The sequence below is a fragment of the Undibacterium sp. TJN19 genome (assembly GCF_049339485.1).
In the GTDB taxonomy this organism is placed as follows: Bacteria; Pseudomonadota; Gammaproteobacteria; order Burkholderiales; family Burkholderiaceae_D; genus Undibacterium.
In genome coordinates this window covers 145,358-169,268 of the sequence record NZ_JBMPPL010000008.1, presented here as the reverse complement: position 1 = coordinate 169,268, position 23,911 = coordinate 145,358, and the positions used below count along the sequence as shown (strand labels likewise).

At 51.0% G+C, this 23,911-nt stretch carries 20 protein-coding genes and 5 tRNA genes; 12 read left to right on the top strand and 13 right to left on the bottom strand.

Annotated features, from left to right (window positions below; all coding sequences use genetic code 11):
- Positions 1–249 precede the first annotated feature (249 nt).
- On the top strand, positions 250–564 hold the full coding sequence (locus tag ACO0LH_RS20540; protein ID WP_422943000.1) for a hypothetical protein: 315 nt from the start codon (positions 250–252) through the stop codon (positions 562–564).
- A 102-nt stretch (positions 565–666) separates the two neighbouring features.
- Here the strand turns inward: ACO0LH_RS20540 and ACO0LH_RS20535 are convergent, their stop codons facing one another.
- Positions 667–1,920 (bottom strand): DUF1501 domain-containing protein, encoded by a 1,254-nt coding sequence (locus ACO0LH_RS20535; protein WP_422942999.1) that lies wholly within the window; start codon positions 1,918–1,920, stop codon positions 667–669.
- A gap of 103 nt (positions 1,921–2,023) precedes the next feature.
- Complete coding sequence (locus ACO0LH_RS20530) at positions 2,024–3,604, bottom strand: DUF1800 domain-containing protein (protein ID WP_422942998.1); 1,581 nt, start codon at positions 3,602–3,604, stop codon at positions 2,024–2,026.
- A 370-nt stretch (positions 3,605–3,974) separates the two neighbouring features.
- On the opposite strand from ACO0LH_RS20530, the gene ACO0LH_RS20525 reads away from it, so the two are divergent.
- Complete coding sequence (locus ACO0LH_RS20525) at positions 3,975–5,561, top strand: ABC transporter substrate-binding protein (protein ID WP_422942997.1); 1,587 nt, start codon at positions 3,975–3,977, stop codon at positions 5,559–5,561.
- A 95-nt stretch (positions 5,562–5,656) separates the two neighbouring features.
- Here the strand turns inward: ACO0LH_RS20525 and ACO0LH_RS20520 are convergent, their stop codons facing one another.
- A complete protein-coding gene (locus ACO0LH_RS20520; RefSeq protein ID WP_422942996.1) occupies positions 5,657–7,219 on the bottom strand; it encodes a thioredoxin family protein in 1,563 nt (520 codons plus the stop codon).
- Positions 7,220–7,509: 290 nt separating this feature from the next.
- On the opposite strand from ACO0LH_RS20520, the gene ACO0LH_RS20515 reads away from it, so the two are divergent.
- A complete protein-coding gene (locus tag ACO0LH_RS20515) occupies positions 7,510–8,562 on the top strand; it encodes a sulfate ABC transporter substrate-binding protein (RefSeq protein ID WP_422943112.1) in 1,053 nt (350 codons plus the stop codon).
- A gap of 199 nt (positions 8,563–8,761) precedes the next feature.
- On the opposite strand, the gene ACO0LH_RS20510 is transcribed toward ACO0LH_RS20515, so the two are convergent.
- The 4 genes from ACO0LH_RS20510 to gltX all read right to left on the bottom strand — a co-directional run bounded on the left by ACO0LH_RS20510 (position 8,762) and on the right by gltX (position 10,548).
- Positions 8,762–8,837 (bottom strand) — tRNA-Glu (locus ACO0LH_RS20510).
- A gap of 60 nt (positions 8,838–8,897) precedes the next feature.
- Positions 8,898–8,973, bottom strand: a tRNA-Glu gene (locus tag ACO0LH_RS20505).
- A gap of 41 nt (positions 8,974–9,014) precedes the next feature.
- Positions 9,015–9,090 (bottom strand) — tRNA-Ala (locus tag ACO0LH_RS20500).
- Between the two features lie 63 nt (positions 9,091–9,153).
- Complete coding sequence (gltX, locus tag ACO0LH_RS20495; protein WP_422942995.1) at positions 9,154–10,548, bottom strand: glutamate--tRNA ligase; 1,395 nt, start codon at positions 10,546–10,548, stop codon at positions 9,154–9,156.
- Between the two features lie 239 nt (positions 10,549–10,787).
- Between gltX and ACO0LH_RS20490 the strand changes: the two genes are divergently transcribed.
- The 3 genes from ACO0LH_RS20490 to ACO0LH_RS20480 all read left to right on the top strand — a co-directional run bounded on the left by ACO0LH_RS20490 (position 10,788) and on the right by ACO0LH_RS20480 (position 12,039).
- Positions 10,788–11,672 (top strand): RluA family pseudouridine synthase, encoded by an 885-nt coding sequence (locus ACO0LH_RS20490; protein ID WP_422942994.1) that lies wholly within the window; start codon positions 10,788–10,790, stop codon positions 11,670–11,672.
- 82 nt (positions 11,673–11,754) lie between these two features.
- Positions 11,755–11,831, top strand: a tRNA-Pro gene (locus ACO0LH_RS20485).
- 131 nt (positions 11,832–11,962) lie between these two features.
- A tRNA-Pro gene (locus tag ACO0LH_RS20480) sits at positions 11,963–12,039 on the top strand.
- Positions 12,040–12,149: 110 nt separating this feature from the next.
- Here ACO0LH_RS20480 and ribD read toward each other — a convergent pair.
- Complete coding sequence (gene ribD, locus ACO0LH_RS20475; RefSeq protein ID WP_422942993.1) at positions 12,150–13,256, bottom strand: bifunctional diaminohydroxyphosphoribosylaminopyrimidine deaminase/5-amino-6-(5-phosphoribosylamino)uracil reductase RibD; 1,107 nt, start codon at positions 13,254–13,256, stop codon at positions 12,150–12,152.
- Positions 13,257–13,289: 33 nt separating this feature from the next.
- Positions 13,290–14,378, bottom strand: a complete 1,089-nt coding sequence (gene apbC, locus ACO0LH_RS20470; protein ID WP_422942992.1) for an iron-sulfur cluster carrier protein ApbC — start codon at positions 14,376–14,378, stop codon at positions 13,290–13,292.
- A 186-nt stretch (positions 14,379–14,564) separates the two neighbouring features.
- Between apbC and ACO0LH_RS20465 the strand changes: the two genes are divergently transcribed.
- Entirely contained in the window at positions 14,565–15,266 is a 702-nt protein-coding gene (locus ACO0LH_RS20465; protein WP_422942991.1) for a methylamine utilization protein, read from the top strand.
- Positions 15,267–15,325: 59 nt separating this feature from the next.
- Here ACO0LH_RS20465 and ACO0LH_RS20460 read toward each other — a convergent pair whose 3' ends face one another.
- Both ACO0LH_RS20460 and ACO0LH_RS20455 read right to left on the bottom strand, forming a co-directional pair.
- Positions 15,326–16,834 carry a phage tail sheath family protein gene (locus ACO0LH_RS20460; protein WP_422942990.1) on the bottom strand — a complete coding sequence of 503 codons (1,509 nt, stop codon included), beginning with the start codon at positions 16,832–16,834 and terminating at the stop codon, positions 15,326–15,328.
- A gap of 245 nt (positions 16,835–17,079) precedes the next feature.
- The gene (locus tag ACO0LH_RS20455; protein WP_422942989.1) at positions 17,080–17,691 is read right to left on the bottom strand and encodes a DUF924 family protein; all 612 of its coding nucleotides are present in this window, start codon (positions 17,689–17,691) and stop codon (positions 17,080–17,082) included.
- A gap of 120 nt (positions 17,692–17,811) precedes the next feature.
- On the opposite strand from ACO0LH_RS20455, the gene ACO0LH_RS20450 reads away from it, so the two are divergent.
- The 4 genes from ACO0LH_RS20450 (at position 17,812) to ACO0LH_RS20435 (ending at position 20,701) form a co-directional block, all read left to right on the top strand.
- Positions 17,812–18,336, top strand: a complete 525-nt coding sequence (locus ACO0LH_RS20450) for a GbsR/MarR family transcriptional regulator (RefSeq protein ID WP_422942988.1) — start codon at positions 17,812–17,814, stop codon at positions 18,334–18,336.
- Positions 18,337–18,451: 115 nt separating this feature from the next.
- Entirely contained in the window at positions 18,452–18,892 is a 441-nt protein-coding gene (locus tag ACO0LH_RS20445) for a thiol-disulfide oxidoreductase DCC family protein (RefSeq protein WP_422942987.1), read from the top strand.
- A 13-nt stretch (positions 18,893–18,905) separates the two neighbouring features.
- Positions 18,906–20,234, top strand: coding sequence for an SDR family oxidoreductase (locus ACO0LH_RS20440; protein WP_422942986.1), 1,329 nt, complete (start codon positions 18,906–18,908; stop codon positions 20,232–20,234).
- The gene (locus ACO0LH_RS20435) at positions 20,231–20,701 is read left to right on the top strand and encodes a DUF2269 family protein (protein ID WP_422942985.1); all 471 of its coding nucleotides are present in this window, start codon (positions 20,231–20,233) and stop codon (positions 20,699–20,701) included. Before ACO0LH_RS20440 ends, ACO0LH_RS20435 begins: the two co-directional genes overlap by 4 nt.
- A 14-nt stretch (positions 20,702–20,715) precedes the next feature.
- On the opposite strand, the gene ACO0LH_RS20430 is transcribed toward ACO0LH_RS20435, so the two are convergent.
- Together ACO0LH_RS20430 and ACO0LH_RS20425 are read right to left on the bottom strand one after the other, a co-directional pair.
- Positions 20,716–21,447: a site-2 protease family protein gene (locus tag ACO0LH_RS20430; protein ID WP_422942984.1), complete on the bottom strand. Its 732-nt coding sequence runs from the start codon at positions 21,445–21,447 to the stop codon at positions 20,716–20,718.
- Between the two features lie 65 nt (positions 21,448–21,512).
- On the bottom strand, positions 21,513–22,394 hold the full coding sequence (locus ACO0LH_RS20425; RefSeq protein ID WP_422942983.1) for a DUF2167 domain-containing protein: 882 nt from the start codon (positions 22,392–22,394) through the stop codon (positions 21,513–21,515).
- 333 nt (positions 22,395–22,727) lie between these two features.
- Here ACO0LH_RS20425 and ACO0LH_RS20420 point away from each other — a divergent pair, with 333 nt between their 5' ends.
- Entirely contained in the window at positions 22,728–23,768 is a 1,041-nt protein-coding gene (locus tag ACO0LH_RS20420) for a hypothetical protein (protein ID WP_422943111.1), read from the top strand.
- Positions 23,769–23,911: the final 143 nt, after the last annotated feature.

Below are 23,911 nucleotides of genomic sequence, written 5' to 3'. Positions count from 1 at the left end.
GCTTTTCCAATCATATAAATGAACTTGTATATACAAGCTCCCTGTATATGAATAGCTGAAAAAGTCATAAACTTGCCTAAAATCAAGTTTATTTAAGGCAATAAGTGTGAATTTATGTGTAAACCGCTTGTAAATTACGGGCGAGACCACTATGTTGAAAACAGGATTCTTTAGCCCGTATCGTCAGGTATTACCCAATATCAGGGTATGTTGCATTCACATAGCAAGAGCACAACGAGAGTTAATATTATGGTCACTTCAGTCACTTCTTCCAGTTCTGCACAGACACAGCAACTCCTTCAGCAGGCTGCTGACGCACGTGCGAAGCAGAATAGCGAAACAATAGGCGCGGCACCTGACCGCGATTCAGGTACTGCGGATGCGATTGCCGATGCGCGCAAAACCGGCGCATCGCAGACCACACAAAGCACACAGGCATCGTCGACGGTCAACAAACAAAATAGCGTGAACTTGCCAGAGCCACCGCAACCACCAGAACAACCGAAACCGGTAGTCAATACCAGTGGACAAGTCACAGGCACGACCATTAATACGACGGCATGATTTACAAAGATAAAAAGCCACCCTGCTCACAGATGCAGGGTGGCTTTTTAACGTTGACCTGCTTTAGAAGCAGGTCAGAGCCAGGTTAGAACCGAACCAAAATCAGGCCCGGTTCTGGAACAGGTTGAAATTTGCCCGCGCAAAAGTTTGCTCAGGAAAAACCTTGACCAGTTGATTGTCAGACAAACCCATATGGCGCTCACAAACCTGCGTCAGCACGGAGCGGAAATCGGTGGTCACTGCCACGTCACGCCCTTCATATAACTGATCATTACCCAGGCCGCGCCAGTCACCGTAGACCTTGCCGCCAGCGACTTTACCACCCAGCACCCACATGACATTGCCATGACCGTGATCGGTACCGCCATTGCCGTTTTGCTTGGCAGTGCGGCCAAACTCTGACATGACGACGATGGTGGTGTCATCAAACATGGGCCCCAGGCGGCGCGCCAGATTGGCCAGCCCCTGTCCCAGTGGTGCCAGACGGTTGGCAAGCTGACCCTTGCCAGCGCCCTGGTTGGCATGCGTATCCCAGCCGCCCAAAGCCATGAAGACCATCTGGATTTTTGGATCATTGCGCATCAGTGTCGCGATACGCGTGCTGTCATCAGGAAAGCCATTTGGCAGGGGTGCGCCACCATCGGCTGCCTGCTGCTCGTTTTCCATCGATGCTCCCATCATTTCCTGGTGTGCTTCTTTGGCATCGGTAAAAGCTTTCGCGTATTTGTCATTGCCTTTGTACATTTCTTCAAAGGCGGCCCCCACTTTGGGCCTGTCCAGCACATTGGCCTTGGTACCGGCAGCACCACTGGCGATATTGCTGGCTGCGATATTGCCTGACAAAATACGCGGCATGACCGCACCCACACTGACAGCGCGGGTAGGCGTCGTGGTACCTGGCAATGTGCCCAGCAGGCGGTTCATCCAGCCATCTGCGGTGCCCTTTCTGCCTGGCGTTGCCGATTCGAGATAATCCTGGGCATCAAAATGCGAACGCGTAAAATCTGGCGAACCACTGGCATGGACAAAAGCCAGTTTCTTTTGTTGCCATAAATCACGCAGATCAGCGAGCGCGGGATGCAGGCCAAAATAGCCATCCAGATCAATCGCACCGTCGGTTTGTCCCGGGCGGGCAAGCGCAATGGTGGGCCGCAATCTTGCATAATTCGCGTCGCCATACGGCGCCACCACATTCAAACCATCTACCGCACCGCGAAGCATGATGACAATCAACTTGTTCTTTGTTGCTGCGTCGTTGGCACCACTACCAGCACTTGCAGCCCAGGCGTTTTGTCCTAGCGGGATCAGCAAACTTGCACCTGCCGCCATTGAATATAAAAAATTTCTGCGTTTCATTTTTGTTCTCTTCGCTGTGAATCATGAGTATGAATCATGACTGTGAATCGTGACTGTGAATCGTGACTGTGAATCGTGAATGAAGATATCTGTGTTCCCATGTTCAATGCTGCATGAAATCCGGGCTACCCAATACCAGGGAAGCACGCAAGGCTTCCTGGTTGCCATTGATAATGTCTCTGGTGCGCGCTGATAAACCTGTGCCCATGGTTTGCATCAGGCTGCTGGCACTGACAGCGGCCATCACTGCGGGCTTGTCGGGTTTATCTTCCGCTTGTTTGGCTAATTGTTTCTTGCCCATTTTTTCGCCGTCATCCACTACGGTATTAAATGGCAGGCGGCCAGTTGCCAGTGCCGTGGCAAAGTTGATGCGACGAGTCAACGCATCAGGGTTCATCCACGCTTCTTCCGTGTTTTTGTAACCATCAGGTGTCTGGCTGCCATACAGCGGCATGCCAAGCTGGGCCAGCGCTCCCAGTATCGGCCTGACGTTTTGTACAGGTATGTCACTGGCACGCACGGCAGAAACGACGAATTGATACGGTGTCTTGTACTTTGCAGCCATATTCTTGGGATCGCGGAATTCAGCGCTGGCAAACAGGGTTTGCAATACAGAACGGATATCACCACGGGTATCGAGATAGCGTTTGGCCAACCTGTCGACCAATGCAGCAGATGGCTTGTCTTCGACAAAATATTGCGCCAGCTGATAGCTCAGGTGATGTGCAGTTGCGGGATGCAAGGCCAATATGTCAAGTGCAAATTCGGCTTCGGCCTGGCCGCGTGGCCCGACAGTTTTACCCAGCCATTGCTTGGTACCCCTGTCGTGGCGATCAGCATCGAAATAGAAATTCTGGTTATTCCTGACCATGGCGCGTGGATCAAACGTCCAGCCCGTCAGCATGCGCGCCAGTTCGGTCACATCTCTCTGCGTATAGCCGCCATCAACACCCAGGGTGTGCAGCTCCATGATTTCCCTGGCATAATTTTCATTCAGACCACTGGATTTTGCCTTTTGCCCTCCTGCCCTGACCTGCCGCCCATTCGCCTGGAAATCTGCTGAAGTGGACAGCCAGTTATCCAGATAAAACAGCATCGCCGGATGCTTGGCCGTTGCGCCCAGCAGATCACGGAAATTACCAAATACATAGGGGCGGATGGCATCACGTTCATAGCTGGCAATCAGCGCCCTGTCCAACCCCTTGCCATTAAACACATTGAAATGATTGAACCAGAAATCCACCATCACTTCTTCGAGCTGGCGCGGGCTTTCTATGGCGCGGTACAACCTCGCCTGTGCAGTTTCTTCACTGATATGGCCGATCACTTCGCGCCGTTTTTTTTGTGCAGCGTCACTGCCGTCATTATTGTCTTTCAGCGCTTTTTGATAATCGAACAACACTGAACCTGCGCTCTGGGTGCTGACATCCAGTGCCTTCAGCTTTCTTTGCAGGCTGTCTGGCAAAGGCAGGGATTGCGGATTCAGTTGCTGTTCAATATAAGCATCAACGCCTATTTTTTTGACACGCTCCAGGTCACCAGGGCGCGGGCCGTAAGCCAGGCGGTTCAGCACATGCAAAGCCTCGGCATCTGTGGACAGATCGGCAGCATACGAGGGGAAATTAAAGGCGCTTGCCGCCATGACCAGCACTGCAAAGCTTGATATTTTCGTCAGGGTTTTCATGTTTTATCGATTTTCTTTTTGGTGAAACCATTGAGAACGTTTTTTGAGTCGGGAGGAAGATTTTTTAGCACATGCATTTCACCCGCCCGATGTCATCAATATAGATTCAGGCAACGGGCTTTCACAAGTAACGATGTGTAAATCAACTTAAGTAAAACTGGTAATTGTTACAGTGCAGACAGCATTGCCCTGTTGTACCTGGAATCGCGCAAAATAGTTTCATGTCCTTATTGCAGAATATGCTTCAAGTTGTAAGTTGGTCTTATCAATTCAACCAGTGCCGATTGCGATACTTGCGACTGGCGGCAGCCCCCCTGATGATTTTTTGCAGTAATGGTAAGCTTGCAATATTCAAGTTTGAAGGCTGCCCATGGTTTCTATTTTCAAAAAACTGTTTTTTCCCACCGTCATCGCACTTTCCGCATTTTCTTTAAGTGCATCCCTGCCCGCTATCAGCCAGGCCGCTGATCTGAAAATAGGCCTGGCTGCTGATGTCAATTCCCTCGACCCGCATTACTTCAATAGCGGACCTAACAATGCGATGGCTTCGCACCTGTTTGATGCACTCGTCAGTATTGATGCGGATGGCCGCGTGGCACCTGGCCTGGCGCTGTCGTGGAAAGCGATCAACCCCACAACCTGGGAATTCAAATTACGTCGTGGCGTCAAGTTTCATGATGGCAGTGAAATGACGGCAGAGGATGTGGTGTTTTCGCTTGAGCGTCCGGCCAGGCTTGTCAACAGCCCGGGGCCATATACCAGCTTTACCAAGCAAATCACCGGCAAGCAGGTCATTGATCCCTATACCCTGCACCTGAAAACGGCGACACCCTATGGCCCCTTGCCTTTGGACATGAGCTCGATTTTCATCGTCTCCAAAAAAGCAGCCGCACAGGCCAGTACAGATGATTTCAATAGCGGCAAGGCGGCGATAGGTACCGGCCCCTATAAATTTAGCCGCTTCAAACGGAGTGAACTGGTCGAACTGGTAAAAAACGATGCCTATTGGGGTGACAAATCAGTCTGGGATAAAGTGACTTTTCGCATCATCACCAGCGGTGCGCCCCGCATGGCCGCCCTGTTGTCTGGGGATGTTGATGCAATAGAAAGCATACCGCCAGCTGACCTGGCAAAGCTGAAAAGCAATCCCAAATTCAGGCTGGAACAAAAAATCTCCTGGCGCACACTGTTCTGGCAACTCGATCACCAGGCCAGGGTATCCCCCTATATTACCGACAAGGCAGGCAAGTCCCTGACGGTCAATCCGCTGAAAGACATACGCGTACGCAAGGCCATTTCCAAAGCCATCAATCGCAAGGCATTGACTGAACGTGTGCTTGAAGGGCTGGCTGTGCCGGCATCGAACCTGATCGCACCAGGTGTGTTTGGCCATAACGATGCGGTAAAAGTGGAAGCCTATGACCCTGAAGGGGCAAAAAAACTGCTGGCCGAAGCCGGTTATCCGAATGGCTTTGCCATCACCCTGCATGGGCCGAATAACCGCTATATCAATGATGAACAGGTGGTGCAAACCGTTGCCCAGTTCCTAAGCCGCATAGGCATACAGGCCAAGGTGGAGACGCAACCGCTGGCAGTCTATTTCCCCAAAGCAGCAAAGGGAGAATACAGCATGGCTTTGCTGGGCTGGGGTTCACTGGCCGGTGATTTCGCCCTGCGTACGGTATTGGGCACGGTTAACGCCGACACGGGCTGGGGTAGCTGGAACTGGGGCAAATACAGCAACCATGCCCTTGACGAACTGCTTGCCTCGTCATTAGGTGCTGTCGAGGCAGACAAGCGCGAAGACTTTGCCAGAAAAGCAGCAGCGGCAGCCTTGCAGGATTATGCCGTCATCCCCCTGCATCATCAATATGCAAGCTGGGCTTTGCGCAAGGGTTTGCGCTACAGGGCCAGGACGGATGAATTCACGTTTGCCCATCAATTCAAACCTGAATAATTCTAAGGCATCAACAAATCAAGAAGCCCGTACCAGCAATAACTGGTACGGGCTTCTTGTTATCTTGTCAGCCAGCCTGTTTTTGTCTTGCCAGATCAGGACTTGGCAAGCACGCCCTGGCACACCGCTTTTTGCGGGTCATTGGCTGGCAGCTTGGCGCAAATGCCATCAAGCTGTCCACGCGCTTTTGTGAAGGCTACCTGGTGTTTGCCATCCTTGTTCCAGCTGACGAGTTTCTTGCCCATTTTTTCCAGATAAGCACGATTACGTTCATAGAAAACATTATCGACCTTGGCAACTTCGGTCAACACGCTTTGCACGGCTTTTTCTATACGCGCATCTGCCTCCGGTGCCAGGTCTACCAGGTTACTGATGTAGCTGGAACCCCATTGCAGGCGCGTAGCCGGGCCTTTGGCAGCATTGTAGGCTTGCTCATACCAGTTTGCCGCGGCGACCTTGTCGCCACGCTTCTTGGCATTGGAGCCCAGGGTAGACATGAAATAATAAGGTGAATGTGAACGTTTCAATTCTGCCTTCAGCAAAGTGTCAGAATCATCCAACAAGCCTACGTCACCCAGAGCATGCGCCGCCGCATTGACCACCGACTGACGCTCGTACGCATCGGTCGTTGCCTGATCAATTTGCGCGACGCGTTTTTGCACATCTTTTTGCAAACCGGCTTCTGGTTTGGCATTGTCCAGTGTCGCCAGGGCGACCTGGGCACCGACTGCACCCAGGCGGTCGGTTTTGGAAATGCTGGCATCATCCGCCAGGGTGACCAGCGCGGCGTTCCAGGTGCGCACCAGTTTGCTGCGCGCGTCAGATTTGGCCGTCGTCAGAAACTCCGTCAGTTCAGCCGCTGCACCTGCCACCAGGTCCATATTGTCACGCGTGGTTTTCGGGTCAGACAAAGCCTTGACGATCTTGTCTGTGGCCTGCGGCTTGTCTATGGCTGGCACGGTTTGTCCTGGCCTGGCCGTTGCCGCCGCAAACAGAGCGCGCATGTACAGACGTGTGGCATTCAAGCCTGGCGGGCTGATGTCAGACAATTTCAGCAGCGTCACGATGACTTCTTTATCGGCAACCAGTTTTTGCTCAGGGTCATCCCATGAGTAATCGGCCAGCAAGCTCCAGTCTTCGTTTTTCAGTGTCTTGCCACCGGCCAGGGCCAGTTTCAAGGTATCTTGCGCCGACATGGTGGTATTCAATGCCAGCGTCAGCACCTGCAAGTAACGCTCAGAATCGACTTCACCGGGCAAACGTGTAATTTCCGTGCCGTCCGGCTTGAACAAAATCATGGTCGGATAACCACGCACCTTGAACTGCGCCGCAAATTTTTGCGCCCCCGGGGTATCACCATCCAGGTAGACGGGGATGAAATGACGTGACTTGTCGATGAATTCCTGACGATTGAAGATGGTGGCCTTCACCTGGTTACAAGGTGGGCACCAGATCGCACCCCAATACAGGAATAAGGGTTTATTGCTGGCCTTGGCCTGGGCAAAAGCAGCATCGACATTATTGTCTTTGCGCCAGTCTATGCCACCCTGCGCGCCCGCATGGGCTGACGCTGCCTGTGCCTTGTCAGCGGCCAGTGCAGGCAAAGTTGCAAAGCTGCCTGCCAGCAAGCCAGCCAATAAAGTAGAAATCATTTTCATAGAAATACACCATGGATAAATATATCAGGCGCTCAGTGTAGCAAAATTAAGCGCCACGTTGTGCCGCTTGCATAAGCTGTGTTTAGACTCATTTCGCACTTGCTTATTTATTATTTTAATTTCCCGCGAGCATTTGATATGTACTCTTTAGCATCTCTTATGCGATTTTCGTCTATGAAAGACTAAATATCATCGTTCCCAACTACCAGGTTTTTCGGGAAGATGCCACTATCGAAAAGACTGACATCAAACCGGAGCAAGGCATGACGAAAAACGAACACATACAGCAAATGATTAAAACCACGGTGCGCCAGCGTCGCTTCAGCTTCAGTGCGGCAGGCGTGACGATACTGGCTGCCGGCATCGCCCTGTTTGCCATCAACTCTTCAGCGATGGCTGCGCCGACAACACCTGCCAGCAGCATCCTGAATGCGTCTTATGATGTCACGCGCGAACTGTTCAAGGATATCAACCCGGCCTTTGTCGCCGACTGGAAAAAGAAAACTGGTGAAACGGTCAGCGTCAACCAGTCTCATGGTGGTTCCAGCAAGCAGGCGCGCTCTGTCATCGACGGGCTGGAAGCATCCGTCGTGACCATGAACCAGGCAAATGATATTGATATCCTGGCCGACAAAGGTTTGTTGCCACAGGACTGGGCCAAGCTGCTCCCTAATAACGCCGCGCCCTTTTATTCAACCATGGTGTTCTTGACGCGCAAAGGCAACCCCAAGCACATCGCCAACTGGGAAGACCTGGGCAAACTCGGCCTGAAAGTGATTATCCCCAACCCGAAAACCTCAGGCAATGGCCGCTATAGTTACCTGGCCGCCTGGGGCTCTGTCATCAAGGCCGGTGGCACTGAGGCGCAGGCACGTCAACTGGTAGAACAGTTATTTAAAAACGTGCCTGTGCTTGATGCTGGCGGTCGTGGTGCAACGACCACGTTCACACAAAGGGAAATTGGCGACGTACTCGTCACCTTTGAAAATGAAGTGCAACTGGTGCGCCAGGAGTTTGGTGATAACTTTGAAGTGGTTTATCCGAAGGTATCCATACTCGCAGAATCGCCAGTCGCCGTAGTTGAAAAAGTGGCCGACAAACTGGGCACACGCAAAATCGCCACGGCTTACCTGCAATTTCTCTACACCGAAGCAGGCCAGGAACTGATCGCCAAACACTTCCTGCGTCCCCGCTCTGAAATCGCAGCAAAAAAATATGCCGCGTCTTTCAAGCCCATCAGTTTATTCACTGTCGATGAAGTGTTCGGTGGCTGGAAACAGGCACAGAAAAAACATTTTGATGATGGCGCAGAATTTGACAGGATTTATCAGGCGAAGAAATAAGCTGAACTAAAAATAGGGCAATCAAAGATTGTAGATCGCGATTGCCCATTCTATAGATGTGTAGATTAAATTAATCAATACTTCGATCAGTACATTGATCAATGCGTCGTTAAGTTAAAGCAATCATTTAAATCATTCAGCGAAAAACAAAAAAGCCTTGATTTCTCAAGGCTTTTTTCATCTCTTAACGAGAACTTACTGGCGTCCCCAAGGGGATTCGAACCCCTGTACTCACCGTGAAAGGGTGATGTCCTAGGCCTCTAGACGATGGGGACAGAATCTGTCCGTACTGCTGGCCTAAACTTGTTGTCCACAATGAACTTGATAAAGTTGATTGGCGTCCCCAAGGGGATTCGAACCCCTGTACTCACCGTGAAAGGGTGATGTCCTAGGCCTCTAGACGATGGGGACAACAAGTTTGTACTTTTCACTGTTTCTACGCTGCCACTTTTTGGTGGAGGTAAGCGGGATCGAACCGCTGACCTCTTGCATGCCATGCAAGCGCTCTCCCAGCTGAGCTATACCCCCAGCGCAGAACAGAAACGAGATTATAGGGGATGCTTACCCAGATGTAAAGCCCCCCCAGCCTTTCTAAGCTGCAATAACTGCCAGACGCTGCAAAACAACTTCACGGCCAAACAGTTCTATCACTGCATCAATCGATGGCGTCTGCAACTGACCTGTCAGCAGCAAACGCAAAGGCATGGCCAGTTGCGGCATCTTCAGCGAAAAATCTGCCAGGGTTTGTTTCATTGCAGCCGACAAGGCGGCCTTGTTCCATTCCACCGTCTTGCAGACTTCGACATAGTGCCGCAAGGCCGGCAATACGGCTTCTGTGACGTGTTGCGTGAGCAATGCAGCTTCAGCCGCAGGCTGGCGATAAAACAGCATGGCGGCCTGTGCCAGTTCCAGCGTGGTATTGGTGCGTTCCTTGAGCAAGGCGATAACGGCTGACAGTTCAGGCGCATTGTCAAACTGCGCATTATCTTTCAGCATTTGCGGCCTGATCAGGTCTGCCAGACGCGTATTGTCTGCGGCCTTGATGTAATGGTTATTGATCCAGGCGAGTTTTTCAGGATTGAATTGCGCTGCCGAACCAGACAAGTGGCTCAGATCAAACCATGAGCACATTTGTTCCATCGAGAATATTTCGTCATCACCGTGGCTCCAGCCCAGACGCGCCAGGTAGTTCAGCATGGCTTCTGGCAGGTAACCTTTGTCCAGATAATCCATGACACTGACTGCATCGCGGCGCTTGGAGAGTTTTTGTCCATCCGTACCCAGGATCATAGGCACATGGCCATAATGCGGCAAGGTGGCACCCAGCGCATTGAGGATATTGATCTGGCGCGGCGTGTTGTTGACATGGTCATCACCACGGATAACGTGAGTGATCTGCATGTCCCAGTCATCGACTGCGACGCAGAAATTGTAGGTCGGCGTACCATCCGGGCGGGCGATCACCAAATCATCCAGCTCACGGTTACCTATGGTGATATGGCCTTTGACCACGTCATTCCAGCTGACATCGCCATCCAGCGGGTTCTTGAAGCGGATGACGGGTTTGCGGTCAGCCGGTATCGCCGGCAGGGTCTTGCCTGCTTCTGGTCGCCAGGTACCGTCATAGCGCGGCTTGTCGCCGGCAGCACGCTGGCGTTCACGCATGGCTTCGACTTCTTCCGGAGAAGAATAGCAGTGGTAGGCCGTGCCTTTTTTCAGCATGTCGGCCAGTACTTCGCTATAGCGCTCCATGCGCTTCATTTGATAGAAAGGGCCTTCATCATGCTGCAAACCCAGCCAGTTCATGCCATCAAGAATTGCCTGGACAGCTTCTGGCGTCGAACGTTCGAGATCGGTATCTTCGATGCGCAAAACAAAAGTACCGCCAAAATGGCGGGCAAAGGCCCAACTGAACAAGGCAGTGCGTGCGCCACCTACGTGGAGATAGCCGGTCGGGCTGGGAGCAAATCGGGTACGTACAGTCATGAGATCACAAGCATGCGCCACATCGCCAGCGCAGGGTCTGGCAAGAGATGACGCTCAAAGAGTTAAAACCAACATTTTACCGTTTAAGCGTGGGGGAAGATACATTCATGGGATTGCCACCTGCCGGTGCTTTTTTTGCAGCGCTTTGCAGCATGTTAATATGGCGCATTGTGAAAGGCCATTGTGCCGCACACAATTCACACAAAAGTTCCTGTAAAGATCCCCCGCATTATCGCCTTATGTCCTATCCCCTGCCCGTTCGAGATGGTGTCGCCCCCAGTTATATCTGGTTGCCTGAAGGGCAATGGGATAATGCCCTGAGTTTTCTGCTCGAACAATTTCCTGATGTGGCGGCCAGTACCTGGCAGGCGCGGCTGAATAAAAACGAAGTAGTGGATGCCCAGGGCAAGACATTGCAAGCCAGCAGCCCTGTCAGGCGCGGCATGTGCATTTACTATTATCGTGAACTGGAAAACGAAACCCCTATTCCTTTTACAGAACAGATATTGTTCCAGGACGAACATCTGCTGGTGGTTGATAAACCGCATTTTTTACCCGTCATCCCGTCTGGCCGTTTCTTGCATGAGACTTTACTGGTCAGGCTCAAAAAAAAGACAGGCTTGCTGGATCTGACACCCATGCACAGGCTGGACAGGGAAACGGCTGGCGTCATCCTGTTTTCGCACAACCCGGAAACACGCGGGCAATATCAATCGCTGTTTCAGGGCAAACAGATGCACAAGACGTATCATGCACTGGCCCCGCATCTCGCTGATTTGCAATTTCCCATGCTGTACCGCAGCCGTATGGAAGAAGCGAAAAAGTTTTTTGTCATGCAGGAAGTCACTGGCGCAGCCAATTCTGAAACCCATATCGACATACTGGAAAGACGTGGCGATCACAGCCTGTATCAATTGCAGCCTGTCACTGGCAGGAAGCATCAACTGCGCCTGCATATGGCCAGCCTGGGCGCAGCGATCGTCAATGATGCTTTTTATCCGGTGGCCCTGGCATGTAAAGGTGATGATTTTGAGCATCCCTTGCAATTACTGGCAAAATCGATTTCTTTTGATGATCCTGTCACCGGAAGCAAGCGCTATTTTGCAAGCCAGCAATCACTGTAATACTGACGTCGTCAGGCGCACATAAGCCATTAAATGCAAAGAGGTTGACAGCAGCCAGGCAAAACAGTAAGATATTGGTCTTCGGAGTGTGGCGCAGTCCGGTAGCGCACCTGGTTTGGGACCAGGGGGTCCAAGGTTCGAATCCTTGTACTCCGACCAGATTTTAAGGGATCGTCATTGACGATCCCTTTTATTTCAAATCAACCAGAAATGCTTGTTGTATTGAAGTAGTCTGATGCAAATGAAATAAATAAAATAAATGCAAGCAAGAAGTAAAAGTTTAGTTTTTTCGGAGTGTGGCGCAGTCCGGTAGCGCACCTGGTTTGGGACCAGGGGGTCCAAGGTTCGAATCCTTGTACTCCGACCAGTTTAAAAGGATCGTTGATTATTCAACGATCCTTTTTTCTTTTCTGCATTCGTTTCACTATGCTGGCTTTGGCCGAGCTGATGGTCAGTCATCAGCAAGCGTTTCTTATCTCAGGCAAGGCGTGCAAGGATGCGCAAATCATCCCCTACCTGGCTGACATCATGAAAAATCAATTTTTGCGCCTGGTCAACATGGCTGAGCTGTGGCAAGGCAAACAAGCCTGCACCGCTACCCAATAATTTGGGCGCCAGATAGATGAGCAGTTCATCAACGCAAGCCTGACTGATCAACGCACCATTCAAGATAGCACCTGCTTCCACATGCAATTCATTGACTTGGCGGCGGCCCAGTTCTTGCAACAACGCAGGCAGATTGACCCGCCCGCTTTGCGCGCCCTCGCCTGGCAGGCAAACCACTTCTACACCAGCGTGCTCAAGTTGTTTTTGCTTTTCATTATCAGCAACAGCACAGATCACGATAGCCCCACCCTGCAAGACTTTGGCGTTTATGGCAATACGCAACGTGGAATCAATAATGATTTTTTGCGGCTGGCGTGGCGTGGCAATGCCACGCACATTCAACGCAGGATCATCTGCCAGCACTGTGCCTATTCCTGTCAATATGGCATCAGCACGGGCGCGCCAGGTATGGCCGTCTTGCCGAGCAGTGGGTGCTGTAATCCATTGACTTTGTCCATTGGCAAGCGCGGTAACACCGTCGACGCTGGCAGCGACTTTCATCCTGACCCAGGGGCGACCGGTTTCCATGCGCTTGAAAAAACCGATATTCAATTCACGCGCCTGCGCGGCCAGTTCGGGGAAATTACCGCACTCTACCCTGACACCTGCATCATGCAAGATGGCCAGCCCACGTCCCGCGACCTGCGGATTGGCATCCTGCATGGCGGCCACGACACGCGCAATGCCTGCTTCACGCAAAGCATTCGCGCAAGGTGGCGTGCGGCCAAAATGACTGCATGGTTCCAGCGTGACATAGGCTGTTGCACCGCGCACGTCATGTCCATTTGACTGCGCGTCACGCAGCGCCTGCACTTCTGCATGCGCCTGACCAACCGGCTGCGTCCAGCCCTGTCCTATGACCTGAGCATTACGCACAATGACACAGCCGACCTTGGGATTAGGGGAAGTTTCTATGGTGGCGCGGGAAGCAAGTTCCAGCGCCATTTGCATAAAGCGGTAATCAGTCTGCTGATCCATGATGTGCAGTTTCTTCGCTGTTACTATTTACTATCAGGTGTTCTGGATAGTAATGCTGGGGAACTTGCTGCTCATGTCTTTGGCTTTTTCTGCCACCCTGATCGCCAGCTTGCGGGCGATGTCTTTATACAGGCCGGCGATTTTGCCGTCTGGCTCTGCCACCACGGTTGGCTTGCCAGAGTCCGCCTGCTCACGGATGGACATCGTCAGCGGCAAGCCACCGAGGAAATCCACGCCAAAATCTGCACACATTTTCTGACCGCCGCCCTCACCGAAAATAGGTTCGGCATGACCGCAACTGGAGCAAACATGAATACTCATATTCTCGACGACACCCAAAATAGGTATGCCAACTTTTTCAAACATTTTCAGGCCCTTGCGCGCATCAAGCAAGGCAATGTCTTGCGGGGTGGTGACGATGACGGCACCGGTTACCGGCACTTTTTGCGACAGGGTCAGTTGTACATCACCCGTGCCGGGTGGCATATCAACGATCAGATAATCAAGGTCACGCCAGTTGGTCTGCTCCAATAGCTGATGCAGAGCCTGTGTCACCATGGGGCCACGCCAGACCATGGGGCTATCTGGATCTATCATGAAACCGATGGACGAGACTTGCAGGCCATGGTTTTCCAGCGGCTCCATACTCTTGCCATCAATAGTTTCAGGCTGACCTGAAATACCCATCATCATCGGCAGTGAGGGGCCATAAATATCGGCATCCAGTATGCCCACTGCCGCACCTTCGGCAGCCAGCGCCAGTGCCAGGTTGACGGCAGTCGTTGATTTACCGACGCCACCCTTGCCTGAAGCAACGGCGATAATGTTTTTGACATTCGGCATCAATTTGATGCCGCGTTGCACTGCATGGGCGACGATTTTGGAAGACATATTGACCGTAACCTTGCCAACACCAGGCAAGGCGGCGATAGCAGTGACTACACTATTTTTTATCAGATCAAACTGGCTTTTGGCCGGATAGCCCAGCTCAACATCAAGGCTGACATCAGCACCCTCAACTTTGATGTTTTTGACTGATTTTGTGCTTATCAAGTCTTTTTCAGTGTTGGGGTCTGTTACTTTTGCCAACGCGGCTTTTACATCATCAACAGTCATACTCATGCAATTCTCCAAAGATATATTGCAAGTCTAGCGCAAAAACGCGATTTACCTGATGATAGCCTTGTTGCCTGTGTGCATATCGAACATATCGGCCATCCTGTACAAAGTCAAACTTCCCCGGTCAGCCAAGTTCAAGCATAATGTTTTTCAATACTTGCTGGTACTACTCAAAAAACGGAGACATTCATGCAAAAAATGGCATTCAATAAAGCCAGAGCCAAAGCAAAAACCATTGCCGCACTTGTTTCAACGCTTGGCCTGGTCAGTTTGTCCAATCATGCCACTGCAGGTTTGCTGGTCGGCCACCTGACCGATAAAAATGCGCAATCAGTCAGCAATGCCGTTTTGTTTGCGACGCCGCTTGATACCCCGACGCCACCCAAAAAAGCCGGTGACACCAGCATTGTCGCCCAGGAAAACTATGCCTTCAGCCCTTACCTGACGGTAGTGCGTAGCGGTAGCCTGGTGCGTTTTCCCAATAAGGATAATCACGAGCATCACCTGAAATCATTTTCCCCGGCAAAAACCTTCGAATTGCGGGTGAATAGCAAAAAAGAAGAGCCTGCGCCTATCCTGTTCGATAAAACCGGCGAAGTCGCCCTGGTCTGTCACTTCCATGACTGGATGCGTGGCTTTATCTATGTCGTGGATACTCCCTATTTCACCAAGACAGATGCCTCTGGCAACGCGGTCATCAATAACCTGCCTGCCGGCAAATACGAAGTCAAGGCCTGGGCGCCGAATATGCTGGGCGAACCTCTGGCGCAGACCGTGCAGGTGCTGGCCGATGGTTCCAGCAATGTCAAATTCCAGTTTAATTTTGTTCCCAAGGCGCCACCGGCACCGCGCAATTTAAGCAAAGGCCCGGCAACATTTGGGTATGACTGATTTGTGAGGGCCTGCTGCACACCCGCATGGCGCCGGGCGCGAGCAGGCGCAAAATCTTGTCAGCTGGCTTGCATTTCCTGCTGGAAGCTCATTATGATAAATTCTGCCGGACGCACCAGCGCGACTGAAACGCTCACATTCATCAGCCCATTGTATATGTCCTGTTCAGTCATGGTGCTGCCCGACCCGACGCTGACACTATATGCTTCAGATGGCTTGCTACCAATCAGGGCACCTGCCTTCCATTGTGAATTCAAAAAATTGCTGATTGAGGCATTGACGCTGTTCCAGGTCAGGCTGATGTTAGGCTGGAATACATAAGCCTGCAAAGCAAATTTAATGGATTGCTCAAGCATCATGACGGTGCGCCTGACGCTGATATAGCGCCAGTCATCGCTATTACCCGCCAGGGTGCGCGCACCCCAGACCAGCAAACCGGCGCCGGGGAAACTGCGTATGGCATTGACGGCCAGACCATTCAAGGGCATGTTGAGGTCAGCTTGCTGCTCATCATTGATATTCACCGCAGGGGAAACGGCATTGATGATGGTTGTATTGGCCGGTGCCTGGAACACACCAAAAGTATGATCGGTACGCGCATAAACGCCAGCCATCGCAGCGGCAGGTGGCAATAGATTGACGCTGGCTGCAATATGATTCATGCAGGACTGGTAAACCGGCGATACGGCCATCAGGCTTTGATGACGCTGGCGTATTGCGACTGGGTCGGCTGCCTGCGTCAATGAGGCAACGATAGCAAGATAAGCCTGCAATTTATTCGTGTCAGTTGCAGAATCAACAGGGAACAAAGCTGGTGCTTCCGCATTTAAATCGGCGACCAGCAAAGGCAAGCTGCTGGCTGAAACCCAGCTATAGTCTATGCTGCTGACACTGACGATATTGGTGTTGAGCCAGGGATAATAGCTGACACCATATTTATTGAATTCTTCGCCCAGCCCGGCGATACTGTAGAAACCATGACCGCTCACGCCGCCAGTGACGGGGTCTTGTACACTGCCATCTGCACGCAGATAGCCATTGTGCACGTCGAGTATGCACATGATGTGTCCGGATTGCTCACAGCTTTGCAATGCCATTTGCGACACGCTTGTCCAGTCATCCAGACTCAGATGAACTGCATCGGGCATGACCAGCAAATCTGCTTCATCACAGTGCCTTGCAGTGACAAGAGCATTGGTATAGACATCCTTGCTAAAAGCACCTGCTGCGATGACGGAGTCGTAAGTGCCAAGAGAAATGACGTAACAGGTGCCCCCACCGTTATTGAAGAACAATTGCAAACCCAAATACAGCATGAAGGCTGGCGCGGCTTTGCTGGCCTGGCTGCTCTTACTATTACTGATGTAATCATATTCATTATGCGGTGCCGCGCCAAACAGGCTTATATATTCATTGATTGATGAAATAAGCACAGGCTTGCCCTGGCTGCTATCGACAGCTGTATAGCCCAAAAAAACGGGGATGCCAGTAGGCACAGGCACTACAGAACTCGAGAAGCCGTCCACTTCAGTGACATAGACACCTGGCGTTAACAATTGCGTAGACATGGTTTAAGACTCCAGAAAAGTTGCGGGCCAGCATTGCAGGTGATATCTAGATAAAATAGCATTTTAATTTAATCACAATTTACTGACTTGCGCGCCTTTTCTTCCTTATTACCAGAACGCATCTCGGCAACAGGGGGCCGAACGGGGTGATATAAGAGGTAGTGCAAGGCGGGCTAACTGATGCAGACATTCAGGGCAGGATCATGCAACGAGCCTTGTTGACAGCGCATTTTTGTCTACTTTTTTCAAAATGACGAACCTGGTTCAGACAAGAACTGCAACTCTTCAGGTGTTGAAATACGGCCAAGAATCGCATTACGGTGCGGAAAGCGGCCAAAGCGTGCGATGACATCATGATGGCGTATCGCATACCGATAATATCCACCAAAAGTTTCGTTCTGAGCCTGGGCTTGCGTCTCTTTGACATCCCGGCACAAGGCATCGTACAACGCGACTGCCCTTTGCTGATCAGCCAGGCTCTCTGAATGCTCCAGCGGCAAATAAAAGAATACCCTTTCCACTGGCCGCAACTGGCGATCTGCCTGCGCGGCCAGACCAGCTTCGCAAAATTGCCTGGCTCTCGCATCATAAGCAAAAGATGCGGGGGTATTGCGATACATATTCCTGGGAAACTGATCGCACAAGATGATCAGCGCAAGCCGACCCTGAGCGCTGTCTTGCCAGTCGTCCAGATCACCTTGAAGGGCTTGCTCACTAAGGCTGGCAAACCGGCTCCTGATGGCAGCATCAAGGGCTTCATCTTTAGACCACCACAATTTAGCCTGGTTTTTAGCGGTCAGTGCATCATCCTGCTCATGACCAAACCAGAAGTCCAATACCGTGTTTTTGTTTTCCATCACTATCCCCGCTGATGACAAAGAGAGTTTAGTGTAGCGTTAATCCGGTTTTCTTGATTATTCAGTTAATTCCTTTATTTCTGTCTTGACTGAAATAAAGGAATTAACTACACTGTGCTTATGGAACTTACACCTGTCAAACAAAAATTTATCCTGCACTGGGGCGAAATGGGCACCCTGTGGGGTGTTAACCGCACTGTCAGCCAGATTCATGCGCTGCTTTATATAGTGGGTTGCCCCATGCAGGCAGAAGAGATTGCTGACACTTTGGGTGTGGCACGTTCGAATGTATCGAATTCATTAAAAGAGCTGCAAAACTGGAAACTGGTCAAGCTGGCCCATGTCATGGGAGACCGTCGTGCGCATTTTGAAACCTCGCTGGATGTCTGGGAATTATTCCGCGCGGTAGTACGTGAGCGTAAGGAAAGGGAATTCAATCCCACGATTGCGACCTTGCAGCAATGCCTGGACAGCCCGGACCTGGATCAGGAAGACAAGGCCACCCAATTGCGCATAGCAGAAACCCTGGCATTGATGAAAACCCTGACCACCTGGACCGATGAAATGCTGAGGCTGGAACCGAGTACCTTGATGAAGTTGTTGAAGATGGGCGCAACCGTGCAAAAATTTGTACGGGGCGAATAAGCCATAAAAAAGATGCTCAGGCATTTTTTTTGATAATTTATTTCTGTTTTGACAGAAATTTCAGAAATAAAAATTAGAGTATGAAAATTGAATATCAAAAATCAGGAGTAGCACAATGACAAACTATCCGCTGACCTTGTTGTACGACGAATCCTGCCCTGTCTGCAAGCTGGAAATGGACAATTTGAAAGCCCGCAATACGCGGGGTTTATTAAAATTCATTGACGCATCGGCAAGTGATTTTGATGCCAGCCCCTATGGCATATCTCAAAAAGAAATGATGCGTGTCATCTACGCTGTAAAACCTGATGGCAGTCTGGTACACAGCACGGAAGCAATACGGCTGGCGTATGCCGCCGTGGGTCTGGGCTGGTTGACATCTGCTAGTGGGTGGCCAGTGCTGAAACCGGTATTTGACTGGGCTTATCTGCGCCTGGCAAATAACCGCCATCTGTTGTCAGACAAATTGTCTGGTCTGATCCTGCTTATTGCGGCAAAACGGGCCGAACGCCGCAGCCGCGCCTGCAAAGATGGTGCCTGCCCGATCAAAAAGTAAATTTGCCTCCATCATGAAAATATTAATTTGCGGTGCAAATGGCTTCCTGGGTCGCCACATCAGTCTCGCGCTGCAACAGGCAAGGCACGAGGTTTGTCATGGTGTGCGGCAACGTAGTATGGGGGCTGATTGCAACAAATTTTCTGAACTTGAAATCAACTATGCGCAAGATACGGATCCCGCAGTCTGGATCGCACGCCTGCAAAAACTGGGGCAGATTGATGTCATCATCAATGCCATTGGCATATTGAACGAATCAGAAACACAGCGCTTCACAGATATACACCGCGATGCACCTATCGCCTTGTTCCAGGCGGCCAGCTATTGCGGTGTGAAAGCCGTGGTGCAATTATCTGCGCTGGGTGGTAAACAAGACGGTAATGTCGATGTCGTGACCAGCGCGTATATGAAAACCAAACGCGCAGCCGATGCCCACCTCATGCAAACCGGTCTGACTTATCTGATCTTGCGCCCTTCCCTGGTCGTTGGCATTGATGGTATCAGCAGCAGTCTTTTTCGTTGCCTGGCCAGCCTGCCTGCGCTGGGTTTGCCAGGACATGGCGAGCAACAATTACAGCCTGTGCATATTGATGACATCTGTACTGCCATCGTCATCTGGCTGGCAAATACAGCAAGAAACAAAATGGTCTTGCATGCGGTAGGCCCGCAAGCCATGACTTATCGCGCCATGCTGGAAAACTATCGTCTGGCGATGGGCATGTCACCCCAATTACTATTTGGCATTCCCATGCCGCTGATGCGTACGATCGCCAAAATGGCAATGCACCTGCCGCAAAAAATATTGACACCAGACAGTTTGAGCATGCTGGAACTAGGCAATACGGCTGATGCCGGCCCCTTTGAAGCGCATTTGCAAAAACCGCCAACATCCGCCAAGCACTGGTTTGATGGCATACCGGCAGACATGCTGGCCAGTGCCGCCATTGCCAAATGGTGTCTGCCTTTATTTCGCCTGACCCTGGCCATCTTGTGGCTGGTCACTGCTGCTTTGTCGTTTGGTATTTACCCCGTTGAAAGCAGCCTGCAACTTCTGGCACCGCTGGGTCTTAATGGCATGCCTGCCTTCATGGTACTGATGTCGGCATCGATGCTGGACCTGGGGCTGGGTGTTGCGACGCTGTTATGGCCTGGTCGCATATTGTGGCTGGCACAAATCATACTAATCATTTCTTACAGCCTCATCATCGCGATTTTTTCACCTGAATTTTATCTGCACCCCTTTGGGCCTGTGCTGAAAAATCTGCCCATCCTGGCCTTACTGCTTTATCTGTATGCGCATGCATCGGGTCAAAAAATGACAACACAAAGAGTATCAAAATGAACACCTACCTCTTGCTTAAAACCTTGCATATCCTGTCTTCTGTCCTGATGGTCGGCACGGGGTTTGGCTCGGCGTTTTATCTGTTTTTTACCAATCGCAGCAAGCAATTGCAAGCGCAGGTCGTGGTTGCAAGACTGGTGGTCATCGCCGATTGGTGTTTCACAACACCTGCCGTGATCTTCCAGCCGCTGAGCGGGTTTGCGCTGGTTCATATGGCTGGCTGGCCTTTGCGCACACCCTGGATCATGTGGTCACTTGCCATGTATGTGCTGGCCGGCCTGTGCTGGTTACCCGTGGTATGGCTGCAAATCCGCATGAAGGCCATGGCTGAGACTGCACTGGTCAACAACAGCGCATTACCTGCACTGTACTGGCACTATTCAAAACTGTGGGAATGTCTTGGCTACCCGGCCTTCATCGCCATGCTGGTCGTGTATTTTTTGATGGTGAACAAACCTGAACTCTAGTCAGGCCTCCTTACCTAAATCCCGCGCACCACTCTCGAGGCCTGCACCATCTCATGCACGTCATAAGTCATCACGGCGAGAAAGCCGAGCAGGATAAGATAATAGACCGCATAGGTAAACCGTGTCTCGCCGGGGATATCGTAGTAAGCCTTGTTCTCTTCTGCTTCGGGGTCATATTTCCAGGCACGCCATAATTGCGGCCATGCCAGAAAGCCAACCAGTATCAGGATAGGACTAGGGCGAAAATAGAACAAGGCCAGCAAAACCGGCACGCCGGCAAACCAGATACGGGGTGTTAACACCGCCGTAATACGCCCGCCATCAAAGGGGGACAGCGGTATCATATTGAACAGGTTTAAAAAGAAGCCTGAATACGACACCGCCAGCAGTACATCACTATCGTAATTGCGCGCCAGGAAATAACAGAGCAATGCAGCCACCGTACCTGCCAGCGGGCCACCAAGACCGACATAGGCCTCGGTTTCGGCATTATGTGGCATGTCCTTTAATTCCACCCATGCGCCAACGAAAGGGATAAACGTAGGCAAACCCACATCCAGGCCGCGTTGGCGGGCCGCAATGTAGTGCCCCATTTCATGAACGAACAGCAGCAATACAAATCCCACCGCATACCACCAGCCAAAGATCCACGCGTAGACAGCCACAGAAATGATCATGGTGCCGCCAGTCGTCAATAACTTGCCCAGTTTGACACCTGATAGCAGAAGCAAAAGAATTTTGATCATCGGTACGCTTGCTCTATCTATTTTGTTTATCTTGATGTATTAATGAATGATCTGGCATGAGCAGATTATTCGGCTTTTTTCCGACCAAACAGTTTGGCGATCATCGCGCCGCCACCAACTATCGCCACCAAGGCCAATTTGGCGAATTTGGCAAGGAAAGCGAACAGCAGCGCAAACAGACCCAGCTTCTTGGCAGCGACACCTGCGACCAATGCTGCCAGTCCATATTCGGCGACTTTGTCAGTGCTGATATTGAAGTCGGTATAGCGCTTGCCATCGGCAAATTCCAGTTGGCCTAATAAATTTTTGGCGATAGATTTTTGTTGCGGTACATCTTTCAATGATGTCACCAGATTCAGGCTGATGTAGCCTTCGCGCCCCAGTGCATAGGTATTGTAATTGACACCGGGGTCATTATCCTGCCCCTGCTTGTTCTTTGTAATGGCAGACCAGATCAGGCGATGTGTCGGCGCTTCATAATTCGGTTTTTCTGCCCAGCCTTCTACCTGCATCTCTGGTATGCCGCGCTGACGGCGGTCGGCATTGGAGGCCTCTGTCCCTTCTTTCAGGCTGGTCAGCAATTCATCGGCATTCCAGTCTTTTGCATCGTTGTCCTTGATATAGCCAGATTTTTCATAACGGGCAACAATCATCCAGCCCCCTTCTTCCGGGAAAATCACACCCATCAGACCGGGAGAATTGGAATTGCCCAGGGCATGCATCAACTGCCCGGCCTGAGGCATGGGCACATATACCTGACCGGCAGGCAACTTCAACACCGCCTGGTCTATCATTTTTATTTCTGCCGGGCCACGCTGGCTGACTTTTTTTGCTGCATCAAAGGCAGCATCCAATTCGGCCTGCTGCGCTGCATTTTGTGCGTGGACAAGATTACTGAAAACAGCAAACATGATGAACGCTACCCACTTCAAGAACTGCTTAGGCATAACGAAGATTCCCTGGTTGATTTATAGTTGGTTCAGACATGGCGTCTGCGCGCCTGTTTTTGCCTTACTTATTGCTCGTTTGCTTACTTAATCTATTGCTCATTTAATCGATTCAGCACTGTTTAAAGCACTAACTTTCAATTATAACAAGCGAATTCAGGCAAACCTTTGCCTAAATCAAGTTCGGCCCTGTCAGTTGCTTTAAAATGATGCCTTAGATCCCTTTTAAGCAACAGCTTTCACTTTACTTTGATGCAATTGCGCGTAACCATGCAATTTGCAAACTGAAACATGACAAGTCACGACAGCAGCGCAGCTGCACCTGTTAGCGGCATGACTACCCTGCCCGTCTTTACACCTTTGCCGGAAGCGGCAGTTATTAGCGCTACTCAGCATTTGCGTGATATTTTGCGCGATGCCTTTGAACACGGGCCAGGGCATGCGGCTGTTGTCGTATTTGATTGTGGCTGTGAATTGGCCGTGGCATTGACGGCGGCTTACCGTGCCTGCCTGCCAGAAGCCCAGTTCATCAACTTTGATACGCAGACACCTGAATTTATTCTGGCCACATTGAATGCCCTTTCTGCGCATGACCTGGTAGTGTTGATTCAATCAACCAATTTCCGTCTGGAAGCCTATCGCCTGCGTGTGGAGTTGTTCAAGCGTGACCTGAAGGTGATAGAGCATCCTCATCTTGCACGCATGCCAGGGCAGGAAGCCCTGCATTACATAGAATCACTGGCCTACGATGCCAACTATTACCGCGGCACAGGCAAGGCATTGAAGCAAAAAATCGACAATGCCAGCCAGGCCGTTGTCGATAGCGGTGGTGCAGAGCTGGTATTTGCAGGCAAGCTGGAATCAGCCAAACTGAATGTCGGCGATTATCGCGAAATGAAAAATATAGGCGGTCAGTTCCCCATCGGTGAAGTGTTTACCGAATCAGTCGACCTGGCTCACGTCAACGGAAAAGTGAATATTTTCGCCTTTGGCGATACCACATTTACCGTCAACCGGCCAGAACAGCCTATCACACTGATAGTGGAACAGGGCCAGGTAGTCGATACCATCAATTCCACATCTGAATTTGATCAGGTGCTGGCAAATATACGTGCAGATGACACGGTCGTCTGGGTACGCGAACTGGGCTTTGGCATGAACCGCGCTTTTTCCAAAGAGCGTAGCGTGCGAGATATAGGTACGTATGAGCGCATGTGTGGCGTACATTTGTCACTGGGTGCCAAACATGGCAGCTATGCCAAACCACATATCAAGCGCGGCGAAGGCAGGCATCATGTTGATGTATTTGCTGTTACCGAGTCAGTCAGGCTGGATGATGAAGTGGTTTATCGTGATGGCCGCTGGATCGTTTGATTTTTATTATCTGAATAACATTAAATACATCCTGCAGGCAAGCGTTTTTCTGGCTGGCCTGCCAGCAAAATAGCCTGATCCGGCCAAAGCCGCTTCAATAACAGCATTCGCTGTTAAAATAATGACCCTGTCCGTTCATAAAA